Source organism: Priestia sp. Y58, assembly GCF_029522095.1.
Lineage (GTDB): Bacteria > Bacillota > Bacilli > Bacillales > Bacillaceae_H > Priestia > Priestia megaterium_E.
Genome location: NZ_JAKWFL010000002.1, coordinates 362052 through 380414 on the forward strand (window position 1 = coordinate 362052; position 18363 = coordinate 380414).

The 18363-nt window shown below is 38.6% G+C and carries 20 protein-coding genes; 10 read left to right on the plus strand and 10 right to left on the minus strand.

The annotated features are described in order from the left end of the window. Window positions 1–123: 123 nt before the first annotated feature. Window positions 124–1614: an MFS transporter gene (locus MMB68_RS07650; RefSeq protein WP_277548515.1), complete on the minus strand. Its 1491-nt coding sequence runs from the start codon at window positions 1612–1614 to the stop codon at window positions 124–126. Window positions 1615–1910: 296 nt separating this feature from the next. On the opposite strand from MMB68_RS07650, the gene MMB68_RS07655 reads away from it, so the two are divergent. The 5 genes from MMB68_RS07655 to MMB68_RS07675 all read left to right on the plus strand — a co-directional run bounded on the left by MMB68_RS07655 (window position 1911) and on the right by MMB68_RS07675 (window position 5901). Continuing rightward, window positions 1911–2225, plus strand: coding sequence for an ArsR/SmtB family transcription factor (locus tag MMB68_RS07655; RefSeq protein ID WP_013083854.1), 315 nt, complete (start codon window positions 1911–1913; stop codon window positions 2223–2225). 70 nt (window positions 2226–2295) lie between these two features. Next, the gene (locus MMB68_RS07660; protein ID WP_221784276.1) at window positions 2296–2724 is read left to right on the plus strand and encodes a DMT family transporter; all 429 of its coding nucleotides are present in this window, start codon (window positions 2296–2298) and stop codon (window positions 2722–2724) included. A gap of 12 nt (window positions 2725–2736) precedes the next feature. After that, window positions 2737–3189, plus strand: coding sequence for a DMT family transporter (locus MMB68_RS07665; RefSeq protein ID WP_013057779.1), 453 nt, complete (start codon window positions 2737–2739; stop codon window positions 3187–3189). A gap of 239 nt (window positions 3190–3428) precedes the next feature. Then, entirely contained in the window at window positions 3429–3884 is a 456-nt protein-coding gene (locus MMB68_RS07670) for a hypothetical protein (RefSeq protein ID WP_277447599.1), read from the plus strand. Between the two features lie 394 nt (window positions 3885–4278). Then, complete coding sequence (locus tag MMB68_RS07675) at window positions 4279–5901, plus strand: APC family permease (RefSeq protein WP_153254910.1); 1623 nt, start codon at window positions 4279–4281, stop codon at window positions 5899–5901. A 31-nt stretch (window positions 5902–5932) separates the two neighbouring features. Here MMB68_RS07675 and MMB68_RS07680 read toward each other — a convergent pair whose 3' ends face one another. The 6 genes from MMB68_RS07680 to MMB68_RS07705 all read right to left on the minus strand — a co-directional run bounded on the left by MMB68_RS07680 (window position 5933) and on the right by MMB68_RS07705 (window position 10415). Beyond that, the gene (locus tag MMB68_RS07680; protein WP_221784274.1) at window positions 5933–6352 is read right to left on the minus strand and encodes an Rrf2 family transcriptional regulator; all 420 of its coding nucleotides are present in this window, start codon (window positions 6350–6352) and stop codon (window positions 5933–5935) included. A 98-nt stretch (window positions 6353–6450) separates the two neighbouring features. Next, a complete protein-coding gene (locus tag MMB68_RS07685; RefSeq protein ID WP_269871691.1) occupies window positions 6451–7095 on the minus strand; it encodes a hypothetical protein in 645 nt (214 codons plus the stop codon). A 191-nt stretch (window positions 7096–7286) separates the two neighbouring features. Further along, on the minus strand, window positions 7287–7652 hold the full coding sequence (locus tag MMB68_RS07690) for a hypothetical protein (RefSeq protein WP_025751140.1): 366 nt from the start codon (window positions 7650–7652) through the stop codon (window positions 7287–7289). Beyond that, complete coding sequence (locus MMB68_RS07695) at window positions 7649–7954, minus strand: antibiotic biosynthesis monooxygenase family protein (protein WP_013057785.1); 306 nt, start codon at window positions 7952–7954, stop codon at window positions 7649–7651. Before MMB68_RS07695 ends, MMB68_RS07690 begins: the two co-directional genes overlap by 4 nt. A 164-nt stretch (window positions 7955–8118) precedes the next feature. Continuing rightward, entirely contained in the window at window positions 8119–9351 is a 1233-nt protein-coding gene (gene ystJ, locus MMB68_RS07700; protein ID WP_014459372.1) for an NADP-dependent malic enzyme, read from the minus strand. Window positions 9352–9620: 269 nt separating this feature from the next. Then, window positions 9621–10415, minus strand: coding sequence for an AAC(3) family N-acetyltransferase (locus tag MMB68_RS07705; protein ID WP_277548516.1), 795 nt, complete (start codon window positions 10413–10415; stop codon window positions 9621–9623). A 317-nt stretch (window positions 10416–10732) separates the two neighbouring features. Here MMB68_RS07705 and MMB68_RS07710 point away from each other — a divergent pair, with 317 nt between their 5' ends. Further along, complete coding sequence (locus MMB68_RS07710; protein ID WP_221784268.1) at window positions 10733–11737, plus strand: DUF3231 family protein; 1005 nt, start codon at window positions 10733–10735, stop codon at window positions 11735–11737. Between the two features lie 236 nt (window positions 11738–11973). Beyond that, window positions 11974–12504, plus strand: coding sequence for a GNAT family N-acetyltransferase (locus MMB68_RS07715; RefSeq protein WP_221784266.1), 531 nt, complete (start codon window positions 11974–11976; stop codon window positions 12502–12504). 40 nt (window positions 12505–12544) lie between these two features. Here the strand turns inward: MMB68_RS07715 and MMB68_RS07720 are convergent, their stop codons facing one another. Then, window positions 12545–13294: an SDR family NAD(P)-dependent oxidoreductase gene (locus tag MMB68_RS07720; protein WP_221784264.1), complete on the minus strand. Its 750-nt coding sequence runs from the start codon at window positions 13292–13294 to the stop codon at window positions 12545–12547. Window positions 13295–13490: 196 nt separating this feature from the next. Here MMB68_RS07720 and MMB68_RS07725 point away from each other — a divergent pair, with 196 nt between their 5' ends. Further along, window positions 13491–13757, plus strand: coding sequence for a hypothetical protein (locus MMB68_RS07725; protein ID WP_033580575.1), 267 nt, complete (start codon window positions 13491–13493; stop codon window positions 13755–13757). A 49-nt stretch (window positions 13758–13806) separates the two neighbouring features. Here the strand turns inward: MMB68_RS07725 and cysI are convergent, their stop codons facing one another. Further along, on the minus strand, window positions 13807–15528 hold the full coding sequence (gene cysI / locus MMB68_RS07730) for an assimilatory sulfite reductase (NADPH) hemoprotein subunit (RefSeq protein ID WP_221784263.1): 1722 nt from the start codon (window positions 15526–15528) through the stop codon (window positions 13807–13809). Window positions 15529–15550: 22 nt separating this feature from the next. Beyond that, entirely contained in the window at window positions 15551–17359 is a 1809-nt protein-coding gene (locus MMB68_RS07735) for an assimilatory sulfite reductase (NADPH) flavoprotein subunit (protein WP_214988391.1), read from the minus strand. Window positions 17360–17977: 618 nt separating this feature from the next. Here MMB68_RS07735 and MMB68_RS07740 point away from each other — a divergent pair. Then, window positions 17978–18160 carry a YolD-like family protein gene (locus MMB68_RS07740; protein WP_221784261.1) on the plus strand — a complete coding sequence of 61 codons (183 nt, stop codon included), beginning with the start codon at window positions 17978–17980 and terminating at the stop codon, window positions 18158–18160. Window positions 18161–18185: 25 nt separating this feature from the next. Next, window positions 18186–18338, plus strand: coding sequence for a hypothetical protein (locus tag MMB68_RS07745; RefSeq protein ID WP_013057796.1), 153 nt, complete (start codon window positions 18186–18188; stop codon window positions 18336–18338). Window positions 18339–18363 lie beyond the last annotated feature (25 nt).

An 18363-nucleotide genomic window follows, 5' to 3' on the forward strand; every position in this document is an offset into this window, starting at 1 on the left:
GAGTCGATAGACAGGAGAATTTCTTTTCTTGTCAAAAGGCAATACGTCAGAGGAAGTTTCTTATTGGATATAATTAGCGAATCGCCGCGCTAAAAATTTTACTCTTTTTCTTGAAGCTAAAGGTTAAACAACCGTTTTGTCTCGAATTTCTTTTGAAATGGTTACGTCTTTCCAAAGCTGTTCGTATTTATAACCCGTTAAACTTTCACAAACCGCTTTCGCTTCAGGAGTAACGTCTTTCGCTCGGCCTCCCTTTTTTCTTCTTTGAATTTCAGTTAATAAGATTTTGTGATTTTCCGGACTTATTTTAAACCATATGGTTGCGATAATTCCAGCGAGAATCAAAATAGCAGGTACAATCATGAACAGCTTTTGCAAGCCGGCTAGTGTAGACACTGACTGCTCAGCATTTGGTACATAGCCAATATTCTTTAAGGCAACACCAACAAGAAAAATCGCAAGCGCCTGAGAAGATTTTCGAATAAACGACATCAGCCCTGCATACACGCCTTCTCTTCTTTTTGTCGTAATCATTTCATCTACATCTGATACGAACGGCAGTACATTCCATGGAATCATAATCGCTCCAGAATGACCGCTTCCTAAGAAAAATGCTGCTAGATAAATAAGAACTAATGAGCTATCTGCTGTTAGGAAACTGAATAAAACAATGCCCGTTCCCCAGATGATCATGCTGAAATTATAGGTTAATTTATTTCCTAATTTGATGGCTATGTACGTAACAAGAGGAATAAATAGTACTTGTGTAATTTGCACAAAGCTCAGGGTATCTGCATAGATCGCTTCGCGCAGCATGTAATAGGCAATAAAATAAAAGAAAAGAGCATTAAATACATCCATTGCAATGTAAGATGCTAAATACATGGCAAGATACACGTTAAACGACTTATTTTTAAATGCACTTCCAAAACTGATAAAAAGCTGCTTAAATTCTAACCAAAAACCGTTTTTCTTTTTTCGTTCCACTACTTCTCCGCTATCCCATGTTCCTTTATAGACAAAAATCCATGGAAGAGCAAAAAGAAGACCAAAGATAATGCCCATGATTAAATATCCTTGTCCACCTGGAAACGCATCAATGATTCGTTTTGGGAAGAAAGCACCTAAAAATGAAGCGCCTTGTGAAAAGACCATACGTATTCCCGTCATTTTCGAACGAATGCTATAATCTGTCGTCATCTCTGCTGCTAGCGTATTGTAAGGAACCATGACCATACCAAACGCCGTGTTAAATAAAAGATAGGCTAAGATAAAATAGGTGTATTTGAACATATGCGAGCCTTCAATAGGAATCCACAGCATACTGAACGTGATGGCAACTGGAATGATTCCAAAAAGAAAAAAGACTCTTCTTCGTCCTTTTTTTGTCTGAAGATGATCAGATATGTACCCAATGGTTGGATCTAACAAAGCATCCCACACTTTTCCAAGAGCTACAATCGTTCCTGCTTCTACAGGAGAAAGCCCGACTACATCCGTTAAAAAAACCATAAATAATGTGCCGATAATAAAAAAGGATCCTCCGCCAAACAAATCCCCAAATCCATACGCTACCATATTACGAAAGCGCACTTGTTTTGTTTTCCCTTGCATATGCAGCCCTCCCCCTGAGTAAATAGACTAGCTTCTTTTGTTATTCACTTTTTTCTATTCTACTAAACTATCCCTTGAAAAATAAGGAATATGTCACCTTTTCTACTCAAAAGAATAAGATACTTTTTGATCCTATACACAGAAAAATGACTGAGTAAACCGTTTTTCTTTATCCTCAATATATAAGTTGACTTTTTTTGCACAGCTGTTATAATTCAACCCATCGCTTGTTATTCGACTATAAAATGCAAACTTGAACATTTGACATCTGAGCTGTTACGAATAAAATAATAAGTATGAAACCTATTGATATCTTCAAAGCACTATCCAATGAAACTCGATTAAATATATTAGAGTGGTTAAAAGAACCTGAAAAGCATTTTAAAGACAAACAAGCACATTTGCCTAAGGAGGTCAGCAGCAGAGGCGGTGTATGCGTGGGAGATATTCAGGAAAAAGCTCAGCTGTCTCAGTCCACAGTGTCCAGTTATCTTTCCATGATGCAAAAAGCAGGTTTGTTAGAGTCAATTCGGCACGGTCAATGGACATACTATCGCCGAAATGAAGAAACGCTTCAAGAGCTTTCTTCATTCTTACGAAAAAAACTTTAACGAGTTTTTTTCACTTAGTATATCTATTTTTCTAGATATACAAATATAAAGAAATATTGGAGTGATAAATGTGAGGTTGTTGGTTTATTTAGTTGCGGTTCTAGGCGGCGCTGCTTTAAGTATGGAAGGCGCTATTGCCGGAGAACTCGGAAAAACAGTTGGAAAACTTGAAAGCAGTTATTATATTTTTATCATGGGAACGCTCATTTTAGGTCTGACCACTTTATTTGCTGGAAAAGGAGATTTACCTTACGTCTTAAAAGCACCTAAGTGGAATTTAACCGGCGGTTTATTAGGTACGGTTTATTTAACAATTCTAGTGATTAGTATCCCCTTTATCGGAATTGGCGTTTCAATGGTTGCGGTTATTGTGGGGCAAATGATTACAAGCATGATCATTGAGCATTTTGGTTGGCTTGGCAGCAGCAAAATTAAAATTAACAAAGAACGCGTAATGGCTATTGTATGTATGGGAATTGCGCTTGTACTTATTTTCTAGGAGGGTTTTACGATGAGTTTATTGATGGTGATACTTACCTTAATAGGAGGATTGACGCTAAGCGCTCAGTCTTCTATTAACGGCACACTAAGTAAAAAAACAGGTACGTTTGAAACAGCTTTTTTAACCTTTGCGACAGGTGCCATGATTTTAACGATTGTCGTTGTCTTCTTTGGGCAAGGAAACATTCTCTCCGTTTTTGATGTCCCTAAATGGCAGCTTACCTGCGCTTTATTCGGAGCATCTTATTTATTTCTAACGGTTTTAGCTGTACCTAAAATTGGTGTAACAGCAGCTAATATCTCAACTGTTATCGGTCAGTTATTTGCAAGTATGATTATCGACCATTTTGGCTGGTTTGGAAGCAAGGAAGTACCTTTTGATCTATCCCGCTGGATTGGTGTAGCGTTTATGTTATTAGCTCTTTATTTTATTTTTAAAGGCAATAAGAAAACAGCAGCATAAAAAGATCATGAAAATAGCCAAGTGTCTCCATAAAAGTGCACTTGGCTATTTTTTTGTGCGTAAACCGCATTTGAATTTTCAATCAATTATTTAGAACATATTTTATTTAAACTAAATTGATTTTAAATAAGGTAAATTCCACAAAAAAATTGTGCATACCTTCCTGCCTTTGTTCAAAAGATAAAGAGGCAGATCTAGAAAATCGGCTACATAAACGAACAGGTAAGGTGGGTTTTTTCGTGGGAAAATTTTTATTTTTAGCAGCATTTGTCTTTTTTTGTTTTACGCTTTCCATTTCCGCAGAAGAAAATATACCAGAAGAAAATATAGAATCACACGTAAGTCAGCCTGTTGTAAAAGACTTTATTTATCAATCTCTTGAACCTTGGGTACATCAAGATATTACTTCTCATTATGAGAAGGTTTACGGTAGACAGCATAAAAAAGTAAAAGTTCGTCCGATTAAAAAAGATGATATCGGGATACAAATGGGTGAAATACAGCCCGGTAAAGGCGGTAAGTTCACTCATATTGTGCGGGTGAAAATCTTAAACTTAAAAGTAAAACCCGAGGGAGAAGATGAATTTTTTGCAACGGATACGCTTATTTATAAAGTGAATATTAACGAACTTTCTGCTGAAAATGATGTAGAAAACGTCGTAAAACTACTTGAGTATAAACATCAAGAAAGATAAAAGTCCAATTCTTCCCCCCTTTTGAAGGTATTTATCCCTCTCTTCAAAAGGGGCTTTATTATGAAGCGTGTTTTCTCTTCAAAATTTCAGGGAATATAACTACCACTTATCCCCTAATTTTTTCATATTGCTAGTGCATAAGGTATGAACTTGATAACTTTTTGTCGGTTTTTATCTATTTCTGTAGGGTTTCCTGTAGGATGAAAAAGAAAGTAAAGCGCTTTAATTACCGTGACAGAAAGGTTGAGGATAGCTGTCCTATATAACTGGAAATCAATAGGTACCAAGAACTTCATGTAACGACAAAAGTTGACAACTAAAGATTTCAGAATAATAATAATAAAGCAACAATGTTTAATTGAAGGACTTATTTTACATGAAAGGTGTTAGTCAGATGAACAATTTACATCGAAGAATGGGAACATTCGCATTAACTATGACGGGACTTGGATCAATTATTGGTTCTGGCTGGTTATTTGGAGCGTGGCGAGCAGCTCAAATTGCAGGGCCGGCTGCTATTTTATCATGGGTCATTGGAATGGTCGTTATTTTATTTATTGCACTTTCTTACAGTGAATTAGGATCCATGTTTCCTGAAGCCGGCGGAATGGTCAAGTATACGCAGTACTCACACGGTTCGTTTATTGGTTTTATTGCTGCTTGGGCAAACTGGATTGCGATTGTATCCGTTATTCCAGTCGAAGCAGTAGCTTCTGTACAGTATATGAGCTCGTGGCCTTGGAAGTGGGCACAGTGGACAAGCGACCTCGTAGAAAAAGGAACGTTAACGGGCGAAGGATTAGCTATCGCTACTGTGCTATTAGTTATTTATTTTTTACTGAATTATTGGACAGTTGGACTATTTTCCAAGGCCAACTCACTAATTACTATTTTTAAAATTGTTATACCGGGACTTACAATTGGAGCACTTTTGTTTGTAGGCTTTCACGGTGAGAACTTCACTTCTGGAAGCAGCATCGCACCAAACGGCTGGGCTAGTGTGCTAACAGCTGTTGCTACGTCTGGGATTGTATTCGCTTTTAACGGTTTTCAAAGCCCCATTAATATGGCTGGAGAAGCAAAGAATCCTGGAAGATCTATTCCAATTGCGGTTGTAGGCTCAATTTTAGTGGCTACAGTCATTTATTTGCTTCTACAAATTGCCTTTATCGGGGCAGTAAATCCTTCTGATATTGCGAAGGGATGGAGTCATTTAAATTTTAACTCTCCATTTGCGGATTTAGCCATTGCGCTTAACATTAACTGGCTTGTCATTGTACTGTATGCAGATGCGTTTGTTTCGCCATCTGGAACGGGTATTACGTATACAGCTACTACTGCTCGAATGATTTATGGTATGGAACAAAATAAATATTTGCCAAGTGTTCTAGGACGCCTTCATCCTATTTATGGTGTTCCGCGTCAAGCCATGTTTTTTAACTTAGCTGTTGCTCTTGTCTTTTTGTTTTTATTTCGGGGCTGGGGCGTGCTTGCTGAAATTATTTCAGTTGCTACGCTTATCTCTTACATTACAGGTCCTGTTACAGTTATGACGCTAAGACGAACTGGCAGCGATTTATATCGTCCCCTTCGTTTAAAAGGATTAAGTATTATTGCGCCACTCGGCTTTATTTTTGCTTCTTTAACGTTATATTGGGCGCGCTGGCCGCTGACTGGACAAGTTTTGTTTATTATTTTAATCGGCCTTCCTATTTATTTTTATTATCAAGCAAAGGCTAAATGGAAAGGTTTTCGACAAAACTTCAAAGGCGGCGTATGGATGGTTGTATACTTACTTTGTATGATGACTATTTCATGGCTTGGAAGCGAAAAGTTTGGGGGCCTTAATGTCATTAAATATGGATGGGATATGGGAATTATTGTTGTTGTTTCTCTTCTCTTCTACACATGGGCTTTAAAAAGCGGCTTTAAAACTGAGTATTTAGAGAATGGAAGAAAAGTAAATGATGACTTAAAAGCAGCAGCGGCTGAAACAGCTGCTTCCAAAGAGTCATAACAAAAAGCACCTTGCTCATGCAAGGTGCTTTTTAGTGAGCAGTTCTAACTTTTTTCAGCACGTCTTCGATCGTCATTTGCTCTAAATGCCTGATTACGCTTTGCTCACTCTCTGTAAAAATGTCATCCATCACTGTTTGAATGTTTGATTTCACAATACAGTCAGCGTCAGGGTCGCCGCTGCACCAGTGAGGCTTCAGTGTTCCTGTCGATATAACTCGGTAAATCAACCCAAGACTTATTTCAGCAGGACTGCAACCTAAAGTATAACCGCCGCCTAGCCCTTCTTTTGTCCGAACCAAGTTGTTTTTTCTGAGTGTACTCATTATTTTCCGAACCCGTGCAGGATTGGTACAGATGTTATAAGCAATCGATTCACTGCTTGCTCTGTGATCTGGTAAATTCGCTAGGAACACTAAGCTGTGCACGGCAATGGTAAATTCACTGTTCATCTTCCATAAACCACCTTTTTTCTTTCTCTACTGTAACGTTAAGTGACACAGTTGGAAAAGTCAAGAGAGCAAGGAGGGAAAGAAGAACTGTAGTTTATTTATTCACGGTCTTCTTTTTCTATACTTCCTACTTCATTAGCTGAGTTGATTTCAAGGTATACCGTCTTTTCTTTTAAACTGCCTTTTTCTTCTTTTTCAAAATCTGTGCTTTTTTGATACGTTTTTTTGCCGTTTGGAACTTTTACCGTTATATGTTTGTTACTTTCTTCTATAAAAGTACCCACAATTTTACGCTCGTCTCCATCTTGTTCATACACGCCATTTTTATCTGCTTTTGCTTTTGGAGTTAATTCAATACTAGTTGCTTCTTGTTTAGCTGCGTCAATTTCAGCTTCTACTTCTTTATTAATCATGTCTTTTAGCTGTGAGCCTTCCACTTCCATCCTAGAGCTTTTTGGTACTTTAACGAGTTGATCATCGATATTCAGCGTCATTTCTTTTTCAGCGTCTTTTTTTAACGTACCGATCAAGTCAAAATCTTCATCTTTCCCCTTTTTAATGTTTGGGTCGCTCGAATACTGCTGTAGCTTGGTCAATTCTTGACGGTCTTCAATTGGCTTTTCTTCTGCTTTATGATTATCGGATTTTGTTTTATTAGCTGGTTCACCTGAACAAGCTGCCGCACTTCCAACCATACACATAGTGATTAAGAACATGATTCCTTTTGTTAGCTGTTTTTGCATATGTATTCTCCTTTTTCTTTTTTATTTCCACCTTTATACATATGTAAAACAAAAAAGTGAGACATAACTACATATAGGAAACCTACGCTCACCCTACCAATAAAAAAATCCGAACGGGTTAAATTCTCTATCAAGAATCAAACCCGTTCGGATTTTCATTTAACTAAAACACTTTTGTAATAGCCTCTTTTTTAAAGCTGCTGTTGCTTCAGTATATGATTTGCTTCTTCTAAGTAAGTCACATACGCCTGTACTTGTTTATCACCATAATTATCTAGTTCAAACAGCGCTTCTTGTATAAAATTAAAATTATCAATAATATGCTGTGTTTTCATGCCTCTGCTTGTGAGTAAATTATTTAACCATAAGGCATAGTCCGTAAAAATTTGCAGGTTGTCTAACTTATATGTTGTCTCAAGATACTTCATATGGTAGTGATTATCTTCATGACATCTTTCTTTGCCGCGCTCTCCGAATTTTTCGAGCAAAGAAGGTTCTAACTCGTAGATTTTCTCCGTTACTCTTTCGACGATCTTATTAACGGGAAGTGAGCTCATCGTGCCACCACTTTGTACTGAGAAACTTTTGGGATAACGGCTGCCAGTTCTTGATCAGGGTACTTTTTCTCTAAATCATGAATACGCTTGAAATCTTCGCTTCGTACCCAGCTTAAATAATTCTCTTTTGTATCAAATGTAAGCTGAACGGTGAGCTCCCCTGCTCGCTTATCGTTTTGAAGAAGTAGAAAGTCTACAAATCCTGGAGCCTCGTCGACTGATTTTGAACGATTTTTATAAATTCCAATCACTTCTTCAGCTTTTTCATCCGGTACATTAAATGTTGAAAATACGGTGTACATCTTTGTTCCTCCCTTTATGATACAAAACCTGGGTTCTTTTCTCTTTATTGTACATCATAAGGGAGATGAAATGGTGTTACGTTTAGATTTCACTGCGATTACAGCAGGTCTTTAACATAAAAAGCCCTTTGAAACAGCGTTTCAAAGGGCTTTTTTATCCGTTATTAGTTTTCGATTTTTGTTAATTGTTCTGTATGTGTTTTTACACGTGCAGGGTCAATTGTAATGCGGGCAACGCCTGAATCCATTGCCGCTTTTGCTACAGATTCTGCTACAGCTGGCGCTACGCGAGGATCAAATGGTCCAGGGATAACGTAATCTGCGTTTAGCTCTTCTTCTGTAATAAGGGCTGCAATTGCTTCAACAGCAGCTTTTTTCATTTCTTCATTGATATGAGTAGCGCGAACGTCTAACGCACCGCGGAAAATTCCAGGGAATGCAAGAACGTTATTTACTTGGTTAGGGAAGTCTGAACGACCTGTTCCAATAACAGCCGCTCCTGCTTCTTTTGCAGCGTCTGGCTTGATTTCCGGATTAGGGTTTGCCATCGCAAAGATAATTGCATCTTCATTCATTGATTTAACCATCTCTTGAGATAATGCATCTGCTGCAGATACGCCGATAAATACATCTGCGCCTTTAATTACATCGCTTAGCGTACCGCTTTCTTTGTTTACGTTTGTATAAGAAGCCACTTCCGCTTTTACTTTGTTCATACCTTGAGGGCGTCCTTCATAAATAGCACCTCTTGTATCACACATAATCATGTCACGTACGCCGTAAGAATAAAGAAGTTTTGTAATGGCAATGCCGGCAGCTCCTGCTCCGTTTAAGACGATTTTTAAGTCTTCCATTGATTTGTTTACAATTTTCAATGCATTTACAAGTCCTGCTACCGTTACGATTGCTGTACCATGCTGATCATCATGGAATACAGGAATATCTACTTCTTTTTTCAAGCGCTCTTCAATTTCAAAGCACTGTGGAGCTGCGATATCTTCTAAGTTAATGCCTCCGAAAGTGTGAGCCATTAATTTCACAGTTTCAACAATTTTATCTGTATCTGTTGTATCAAGGGCAATTGGGAATGCGTCTACGCCTGCAAAGCTTTTAAATAAAATTGCTTTTCCTTCCATAACAGGAAGTGAAGCTGCAGGTCCGATGTTTCCAAGGCCAAGAACAGCCGTACCATTTGTCACAACGCCAACCATGTTTCCTTTCATTGTGTAATCATACACTGTTTCTGGATGTTCATGAATTTCTTTACAAGGTTCTGCTACTCCTGGAGAGTAAGCTAAGCTTAAATCTTGAGCGTTTTGAACTTCAACTTTTGATTTAACTTCTAACTTACCTTGTTTTTCTTGATGCATATGTAGTGCTTGATCACGTAGTGACATAATTGTATTCTCTCCTTTTTTTCTATACATTTAAATTTTTTAATGAATTTATTTAACACTTGCTTTTTATCTCCATAATTGTAAGACAACCTGACCGAATAAATTCACTGCCAAGTGCCATTATGAAACAAGGAATATAAAAAGTAAACTATCTTGCTTAACCTCTTATGCGCTTTGTTAATATAAAGTCTGGACGCGGCGGCGACTCATGTTTGTCTCACTTTAAGTTGTCTGATATACAGACAACTTAGAAAGCATACAGCCGCTCACTATAGCGCTTTCAAATACGTTTCAGCAAAATCGACGGCTTTAGGCATTGAAAAGAAGTATGCACATGCTGAACCGATTTTTTCAGCTTTTATTCCTTTTGCTTCAATAAACGCTTCACCTATCTTTTCAAACAGCTCTTCTCGAAACTCTAATTCTTTATACGTCTTCCATACTCGCTTTCCTGCATCCATAACTGGAGATCCTTTTTGAATCACGTTTCGATATGGAATACGATATTCCGCTAGATGAAAAGAAGTATTGTTCCCAAACCCGACACCTAATAATAAAACAAAGGCATGTTTTTTGTAAAGCCTTTCAAGAGGAGAATTTTCGCCTAAACTGAATTCAAGGGGATGATCTCTTAAGATATCTTCGCTGTCCTTTCCCCAAGCGGCGAATGAATACATTGGATGGCTGCTTCTTCTTACGCCAGGGTATGTTCGAAAAGTTTCTACGATTTGTCCCATCCCGCTTGTTGGTGTGTACACTGGATCATATGCGGGCATCGTTTCCCGAATAGTTTCCCACCACTCTTTCGGCACAGCCGGATTGCCCCATTCTGATGGATCCGAAAGATCGACCGACTGTGACGGCATAACGATCGTTCCTCCCTCTGTCACTGTCTCCATTAAAGCTTGAACAACGGCTACTGAACCTCCGTTTACCCACCCTAATGAAGATAGCGAAGAATGAACCATGATAGTCATCCCTTGTGTTATGCCTAACCTGCGTAAATCTTCTTTTAATGTATCTTTCGTTCTAGGATGATCTGTTGCTTGAACAATGTGCTTCATCGTAAGCTCCTTACTTATAGTGCTGCTAGAATGTGTTGCCGAACTCTAGCAATATATGTAAAACTTATGTTTCCATAATAGTAAGAATAACAACAATTGTCAAATTATTTAAAGTAATAGAAAAACTTAGTTTTATTCATATCAGTTATCATACAACTGACTTGTTGGTAAGCTTTATTTCCTTCAATTATCTTACTATAATAACGGCTGATGAAGCTTTTCAATAAATTAAAAAGAAGAATATTCCTATAAATAAAAGAAATACTAATGAAGCTATACATATTTACCTATCACTATTTTCAGGAGGAATGTGTACAATGAGCACATCAAAACTTCCGCCGCTCACGTCCTCGGAGCTTGCTAACTTATGGATGACTTATCAGGAAAAAACGATGATTTTGAGGTTTTTAGAATATTTTCTAGAAGATAAACAGGATTACAAAGAACTTTTTGAGCTATATTACAGCCAATCTTTAAAAAGTGTAGCGCAAATTAAAGAAATATTTGAGAACGAAGGCGCTGTTATCCCAATTGGTTTTACGAAAGATGACGTGAATGTAGGAGTTCCTAAGCTATACGATCATATGTTCGAAGTTATGTATATACGCTTAATATCTCAAATTGAAACAGGACTGTTTGCTTTGCATTCGACCATGTCTTACCGAGAAGATATCCGGAATTTCTTCGTAGAGGCAACAGCAGAAGCACAGGGCATATACAATCAATCCACACAAGTATTGTTAGAAACGGGTGTCATCGCAAAACCCCCATACGTTTCTATGCCTAAGGAAGTCCATTTTGTCCATGCGCAAAATTATATAGGCGGATTGAGCTGGTTTAGCGAAAAAAGATCGTTGAATACCATTGAAGTGTCGCTTATTCAACATGCTGTTGATACAAATCTTGTAGGAATGCAGTTGATGATTGGTTTTGCTCAAGTGGCCAACAACAAAGAGGCACAGCAGCATTTTGTCAGGGGTATGAAGCTTTCGAAGAAAATTGAAACAGAACTAGGTGATATTCTACGCGATAGCTACATAGAACCTCCGGCTACTCATGCCGGAAAAGCGACGAATTCAACCGTTCCTCCTTTTTCAGATAAACTGATGATGTACAATACGAGTCTTTTAAGTACGTTCGGTCTGGGGAGTAACGCTTTAGGAGGAGCCTTTAGTTTAAGAAGTGATTTGCCATTAAAGATGCTCCAGCTTGCAAAAGACATTTACAGTTTGGCAAAAGAAGGCGGTAAAATTATGATTCAAAATGGATGGCTTGAAGAGCCTCCTCAAATTGAAGATCGCAATCAGTTAACTAAAAAATAGGTTCTTTCCTGCAGGAAAGCTAGCTGCTCTACGTGCAGCTAGCTCTATTTGTTTTTTTAGTATACTGTTTTTAGTGCTAGTACGTAACAAATGTTTGCGTTATTTAGAAGTTGTTTCTGTCTTTTTTTTAGTCGTTTAGCTCATATTTCTACTTAATTTATAACAGAAAAATAAAATAAAAGGTATTTTCCCTGAGCTGACGAAATCTTTCTATATGAAATAGAAAGGAGAAAAGTATGTTTCCTATTCTTCGTACACCTCGCACTACACTGCGTGAAATAACAGAAGCGGATGCAGATACTATTTTTGACTGCTTCTCTCAGAAAGAAGTTATTAGATATTACGGGCAAGAAAAATTCACAACTATTCAAGAAGCTCGGGTTCTGATTGATATTTTTGCTGAAAATTACACAAATCAAAAAGGTATGCGCTGGGGAATTGAACGGCTCGATACGAGGGAATTAATTGGAACAGTTGGATTTAATCAGTGGAGCCAAAAGCATAAGCGCGCGGAAATTGGCTATGAGCTACACCCTCAGCACTGGGGTCATGGCTATGCTTCGGAAGCTGCTTCGGCTGTTATGGCTTATGGATTTGATACCCTTCAGCTAGTGCGGATTGGAGCTGTTGTGTTTCTTGAAAACAAAGCATCACAGCATGTGCTTGAAAAGCTCGGGTTTCAAAAAGAAGGAGTGTTAAAAAACTATATGTATCAAAACGGAAAAGCTCACGATACGTTTGTTTATAGTTCCCTGCCTACTACATAATAAAAAAGGATTCTTTTATTTAAAAGAATCCTTTTTCCTTTTATTTAAATGCCGCATACCCATCATCAGCCATGATGACACTGCCGTTTACAGCTCCCGCTTCTTCTAAAGAAAGCAAATAAACCATATCTGCAATTTGTTTTGGTGCAGTGAGCTCCCTGCTCATCGTTTTAGCTTTCATTCCTTCAATCATACCGTTGTCTTTATAGCCTTGAATAATGGCCGTGTCAACAAATCCTGGTGCAATGGCGACGACGCGAATACCGTATTTAGCGAGATCTAGCGCAGCTGATTTTGTCATCATCACAACGGCTCCTTTCGTCGCGTGATAAGCATAGGTACCGGGTGAAGCTAAAAAGCTAAAAATAGAGGCTGTATTAATAATAACGCCTTTTATTCCTAACTCTCTCATTTTCCTGCCCGCTGCCATAATGCCATATGTAACGCCGTGCTGATTGACATTAATAATACGGTGATATTCTTCTAAGTCTTGATCTAAAACAGATGTTGGACGTCCAATCCCTGCATTGTTGAACATCACATCAATTCGTCCAAATTTGTTCACCGTTTCCTCAATCAGTGCTTCTACTTCTTCGAACTTTGCGACGTCCGTTTTCACAAACAAAGCGCTGCCTCCAGCTGCTTCAATTTGTTGAAGCGTCTCTTTTCCTTTTCCTTCATCGTAATCAGCAATGACCACCGCGTCTCCTTTTTGGGCAAACTTTAAGGCCGTTTCTTTGCCAATTCCGCTTGCTCCCCCTGTAATAACCGCTACTCGTTTTTGCTGCATGTTTCTCCCTCCTTGGTGAAATTCCTTTCTTTTACATTATAGCATTCTTTTTTCTATGAGCCGTTTCTATTCATCACCTTATTGCCATGAAATTGGTTAATTTAAGCGTAGTTAAACGCCTTTTTACTAAAAATCAGGATGTGTACAAGCAGTCTGTCATTTATTGCATTTACTATAGGGTAAGGAGGTGATGGTTATGCATGAACACACAGGTAATGTATCTATTCCCCGTCCTCCGGATGTGGTGACAATTCTGTGGGAGCGAAATCCTTTGGATAGACAAGCTCCTCGTACCATCGTAGAAGCAACGGTAATTGGCCGCGCAAATCCTTGCGGACGTTTGTTAGCTCAAGGTCAGCGCTACCGCACTGCAGCTCATTGTTTACTTGACAACGGCTTTGAACAAATTACTGCTGAAAGATTAGGGGTATTTGGAGTAGCTGTATTTGTTAGAGAATATTAAAATAGAAAAAGGGACTTTTCTGTAAGTTAGAAAAGTCCCTTCATACGTATTACGCGTGGAAATTCGTGCCGTCTGTTACAGCTTCGATTACACCAGCGCGGATGACAAAGTCACCAAAGTGCTCGCCTTCTTCTCTTTCTTTTGCATAGCGAGGAAGTAAGACGCGCAGTTCCTTTAAAATTTCTTCTTCACTGATATTTTCACGGTACATTTTGCTTAAGCGACTGCCATCAAACGCTGCTCCAAGATACATATTGTATTTGCCCGGTGCTTTACCGATAAAAGCAATTTCACCTAAAGCAGGACGTGCACAGCCGTTAGGACAGCCCGTCATACGAATGGTGATTTCTTTATCGCGAAGACCGTTTTCATCTACAATTGCTTCAATTTTCTCAAGAAGAACTGGGAGATAACGCTCAGCTTCTGCCATCGCAAGCCCGCAAGTTGGAAGCGATACGCAAGCTAATGAGCTGCGGCGAAGAGCCGAATAATGCTTGCCGTCAGTTAATCCGTATTGTTCAATCAAGTCGCTGATTTGCTTTTTCTTTTGAGTGGATACGTTCGCGATAATTAAGTTTTGATTGGCCGTTAAGCGGAAATCACCGCTATGAACTTTTGCAATTTCACGAAGACCCGTCATAAGCTTATAATCTTCAAAGTCAGCAATACGTCCACCTTGAACAAAAAGAGTAAAGTGCCATTTTCCTTTTACACCTTTTTCCCAGCCGTAGCGGTCGCCGTTATGATCAAAGTGATAAGATTTTGCTTCGTCTAAGCTCCAGCCTAGACGATTTTCAAGCTCTTCTTTTACCGTTTCTAATCCAAGACGATCAACCGTGTATTTAAAACGCGCATTTTTACGCACAGAGCGGTTTCCATAATCACGTTGAATCGTAATGATTTTTTCCGCTACTTCTAGAATTTGATCAGGTCGACAGAACCCAACCACTTTTGCAAGCTGAGGGTAAGTTGCTTTATCTCCGTGCGTCATACCCATACCGCCGCCGATTGCTATGTTAAATCCAACAAGTTTCTCGTCTTCTAAAATGGCAATAAAGCCAAGGTCTTGTGAATACACGTCAATATCGTTAGAAGGTGGAACAGCTACGCCAATTTTGAACTTTCTTGGCAAATAGAGCGGACCGTACATTGGTTCTACTTCTTCTTCCACTTCCGGTGTGCTGATCACTTTCTCTTCATCTAGCCAAAGTTCGTGGTACGCTCTTGTACGAGGCAATAAGTAATCACTTAATTTTTTTGACCATTCGAATACTTCAGCGTGTACTTCTGACTGATACGGATTCGGATTGCACATTACGTTACGGTTCACATCTCCGCAAGCTGCAATTGTGTCTAATAAAGAAGCATGAATTTCTTGAATCGTTTTCTTCATGTTCCACTTTAAAATGCCGTGCATTTGGAATGCCTGACGAGTTGTCAGCTTTAACGTTCCATTTCCGTATTTTTGTGCTAAATCATCCATCACTAGCCACTGTTCTGGCGTTGAAACACCGCCTGGCGTACGGACGCGAAGCATGAATTGGTAAGCTGGCTCTAGCTTTTGTTTTTGACGTTCATTACGAAGATCTCGATCATCTTGCAAGTAGCTTCCGTGGAACTTCATCAAACGATTATCGTCTTCAGAAATACCTGAGCTGATGCGGTCGAGCATTGTTTCTCCTAATGTACCGCGCAAATAATTACTTTCATCTTTTATGCGCTCAACGTCACTTGGAGGACCTTCGGGCGCTTTTAAAATTTTGTTTACCATGTTGAAAATCTCCTTTCAATCCTCAGTATACATCACGCTGATAACGTTTTTGTTTCTTCATTTCAGCAAGGTAACCTTCCGCCTGTTCACGGCTCATCTTGCCTTCTGTTTCGATAATTTCAACTAGCGTGTTGTGCACGTCGCGTGCCATATTTGTTTTATCTCCGCACACATAAAAAGATGCGCCTTCCTCTAACCATTGGAATAATTCTTTACTATGTTCGAGCATACGGTTTTGTACGTATACTTTTTCTTCAGTATCGCGTGAAAACGCCACGTCCATTTTTGTCAGTACGCCATCTTTTAACCACTTTTGCCATTCTGTTTGGTAAAGGAAGTCTGTTACGAAGTGCTGATCTCCAAAGAACATCCATGACTTTCCTTTTGCTCCTGTTTCTTCACGCTCTTGCATAAATGAGCGGAACGGAGCCACACCTGTACCAGGTCCTACCATAATAATTGGCGTTTCTTGATCTTGAGGAAGCTTAAAGTTTTTATTGCTTTGAAGGTATACAGGAATCGTATCGCCTGGCTGCAAACGTTCTGAACATAGAACTGAACAAACACCTTTACGCTCGCGTCCATGCGCTTCGTAGCGTACCGCTCCGATTGTTAGATGAACTTCATCAGGGTTTGCTGATAAACTGCTTGCAATCGAGTAAAGGCGCGCTGGCATTTTACGTAAAATGGCTACAAACTCTTGTGCCGATACGTTCCATGGGCCGAAGTCACGAACTAAGTCAATCACATCACGGCCTTGTGTGTATGCTTTTAATTCCTCACGATTTTCTACAAGCGCTTTTAACTTATCGTTTCCAGTAAGCTCAGCTGCTTGCTTTAAAAGCGGTTTTGTTAAAACGGTAATTTCAAAATTAGAGATTAGCGCTTCTCTAAGAGGACGCGTTTCTCCTTCTTTATTAACCGTTACACTTTCACTTGCATCCCACTTGAATTCGTTAAGAAGAAGATCAACAAGCTCCGGGTCATTTTCAGGATAAATACCCAAACTGTCTCCTGGTTCATACGTCAAACCTGAACCTTCTAGAGATAGTTCTAAGTGTCGCGTTTCTTTATTTGATCCGCGGCCGTTTAAGTTTAAGTTCTCAAGCACTTCTGCTTTAAAAGGATTTGTTCTTGAATATGGTGAAGTTCCTGCAGGAGCTTCCGCTGGAACAGCTGCCGAAGCGCTGTGTCCTTTTGCTTCGCTTAATCCGTCAATAACACCTTTAAGCCACTTATTCGCGGGCTCTTCAAAATCTAAATCACAGTCAACGCGCGGATACAGTCTTTCACCGCCAAGTTCTGCTAAGCGCACATCAAATTCTTTTCCTGTTTGACAGAAAAATTCGTATGAGCTGTCTCCAAGCGATAAGACAGAGAAACGGAAGTTCTCAAGTTTTGGTGCTCGACGGCCGTGAAGAAATTCATGGAAAGACAGGGCATTATCAGGCGGCTCTCCTTCTCCATGTGTACTTACGACGATTAATAAATTTTCAAGTTTCTTTAAATTATTTGGTTTGAAATCATTCATAGAAGATACAGTTACATTAAAACCTTTTGCTTCAAGCGTTTTGCCTGTATTTTCAGCAAGTCCTTGAGCATTTCCTGTTTGTGATCCGTAAAGAATCGTTACGTCTTTTGAAACCGTCTGTTTCGTTTGATCAGGCGCTGCTGTAGAAACGTCTGGCGTTCCTTCGGCAGACGTAGATTGAGATGCTGTTAAATAACCGCTCAACCACATTTTTTGTGCTTCTGTTAATGTCGGCAGAAGGCGATTAAGCAAATCTGCTTGTTCTTGATTAAAAGGGCTGTTTACTACCTTAAGTTGCAACACTGTCCACCTCACAAAAATATATAATTTAAATATGTATGCTTTTACGAATCATCTTCAACAACATTTAATACCTGTGTCTAATTAATCAATGATGTTTCCCTTCATACATTATTATTCCTATAGATTATATCAAATTTAATTATATAAATCATTAGAAAATTCTTATCAAATTCGTCTACCTGCATTTTATCGGAGAAGAATAAATTAGTAAAATACATATAATTGATAACTAGTATTAAGATCATTAATATTTGAAGCTGTCGTTACGTTTTTTATAAAAGCAGTTACTTCTATATTTGCTCATTCTACATCCTTCACATAAATATGAATATTTTGTAATTTTTAGAGAAGTTTTGTAGAAACGGTTTTCTTTCTCATCAGAATGTTACATAATAAATGTAACATTAATCCTTTTAAAAAACACTATATGAAAAAGACAGTATATTCTGAAATTTAGGACATTTTATAGGTGAGCTAGCAACCTTTTATTCGATCTATTCATACACATTGAAGAATATAAAGGGAAGCTTGCAGTACATACAATTCCCTTTTGCTCATCTCAAATGAAAGGACTGGCTTTTAAATCAGGTAATCTTTTTTAAGGAGGCTTCTTGAATGTTTTTGCGAGAATTAACGAAAAGTGGGACGATAACTGTTTCTTACTATAAAGATGGAACGTTGCAAACGTGCAAAGGCCGCGTGCACAACTTAAATATCCATCAGCAAATTCTATCCGTAAAAGACGAAAATGAAGCCGTTGTTTCCCTTTTGCTTTCTGATATTAAATCCATTCATTAGTATGTAAAATTAAGGAGGAATTACCATGTGGAAAGATAATAAGCAAGCGCTTACAGATTTTGTGTCAGAAGATAGGTTTGAACTGAACTTATATTTAACGTATTTACTTGATCAAATTTCGTATGACACGTCTAAACAATCCCCTTTTCTTCGTAAGCCTAATGAAACCACTAGTTGATATAGAAAAAAGCGCACAAATTTGT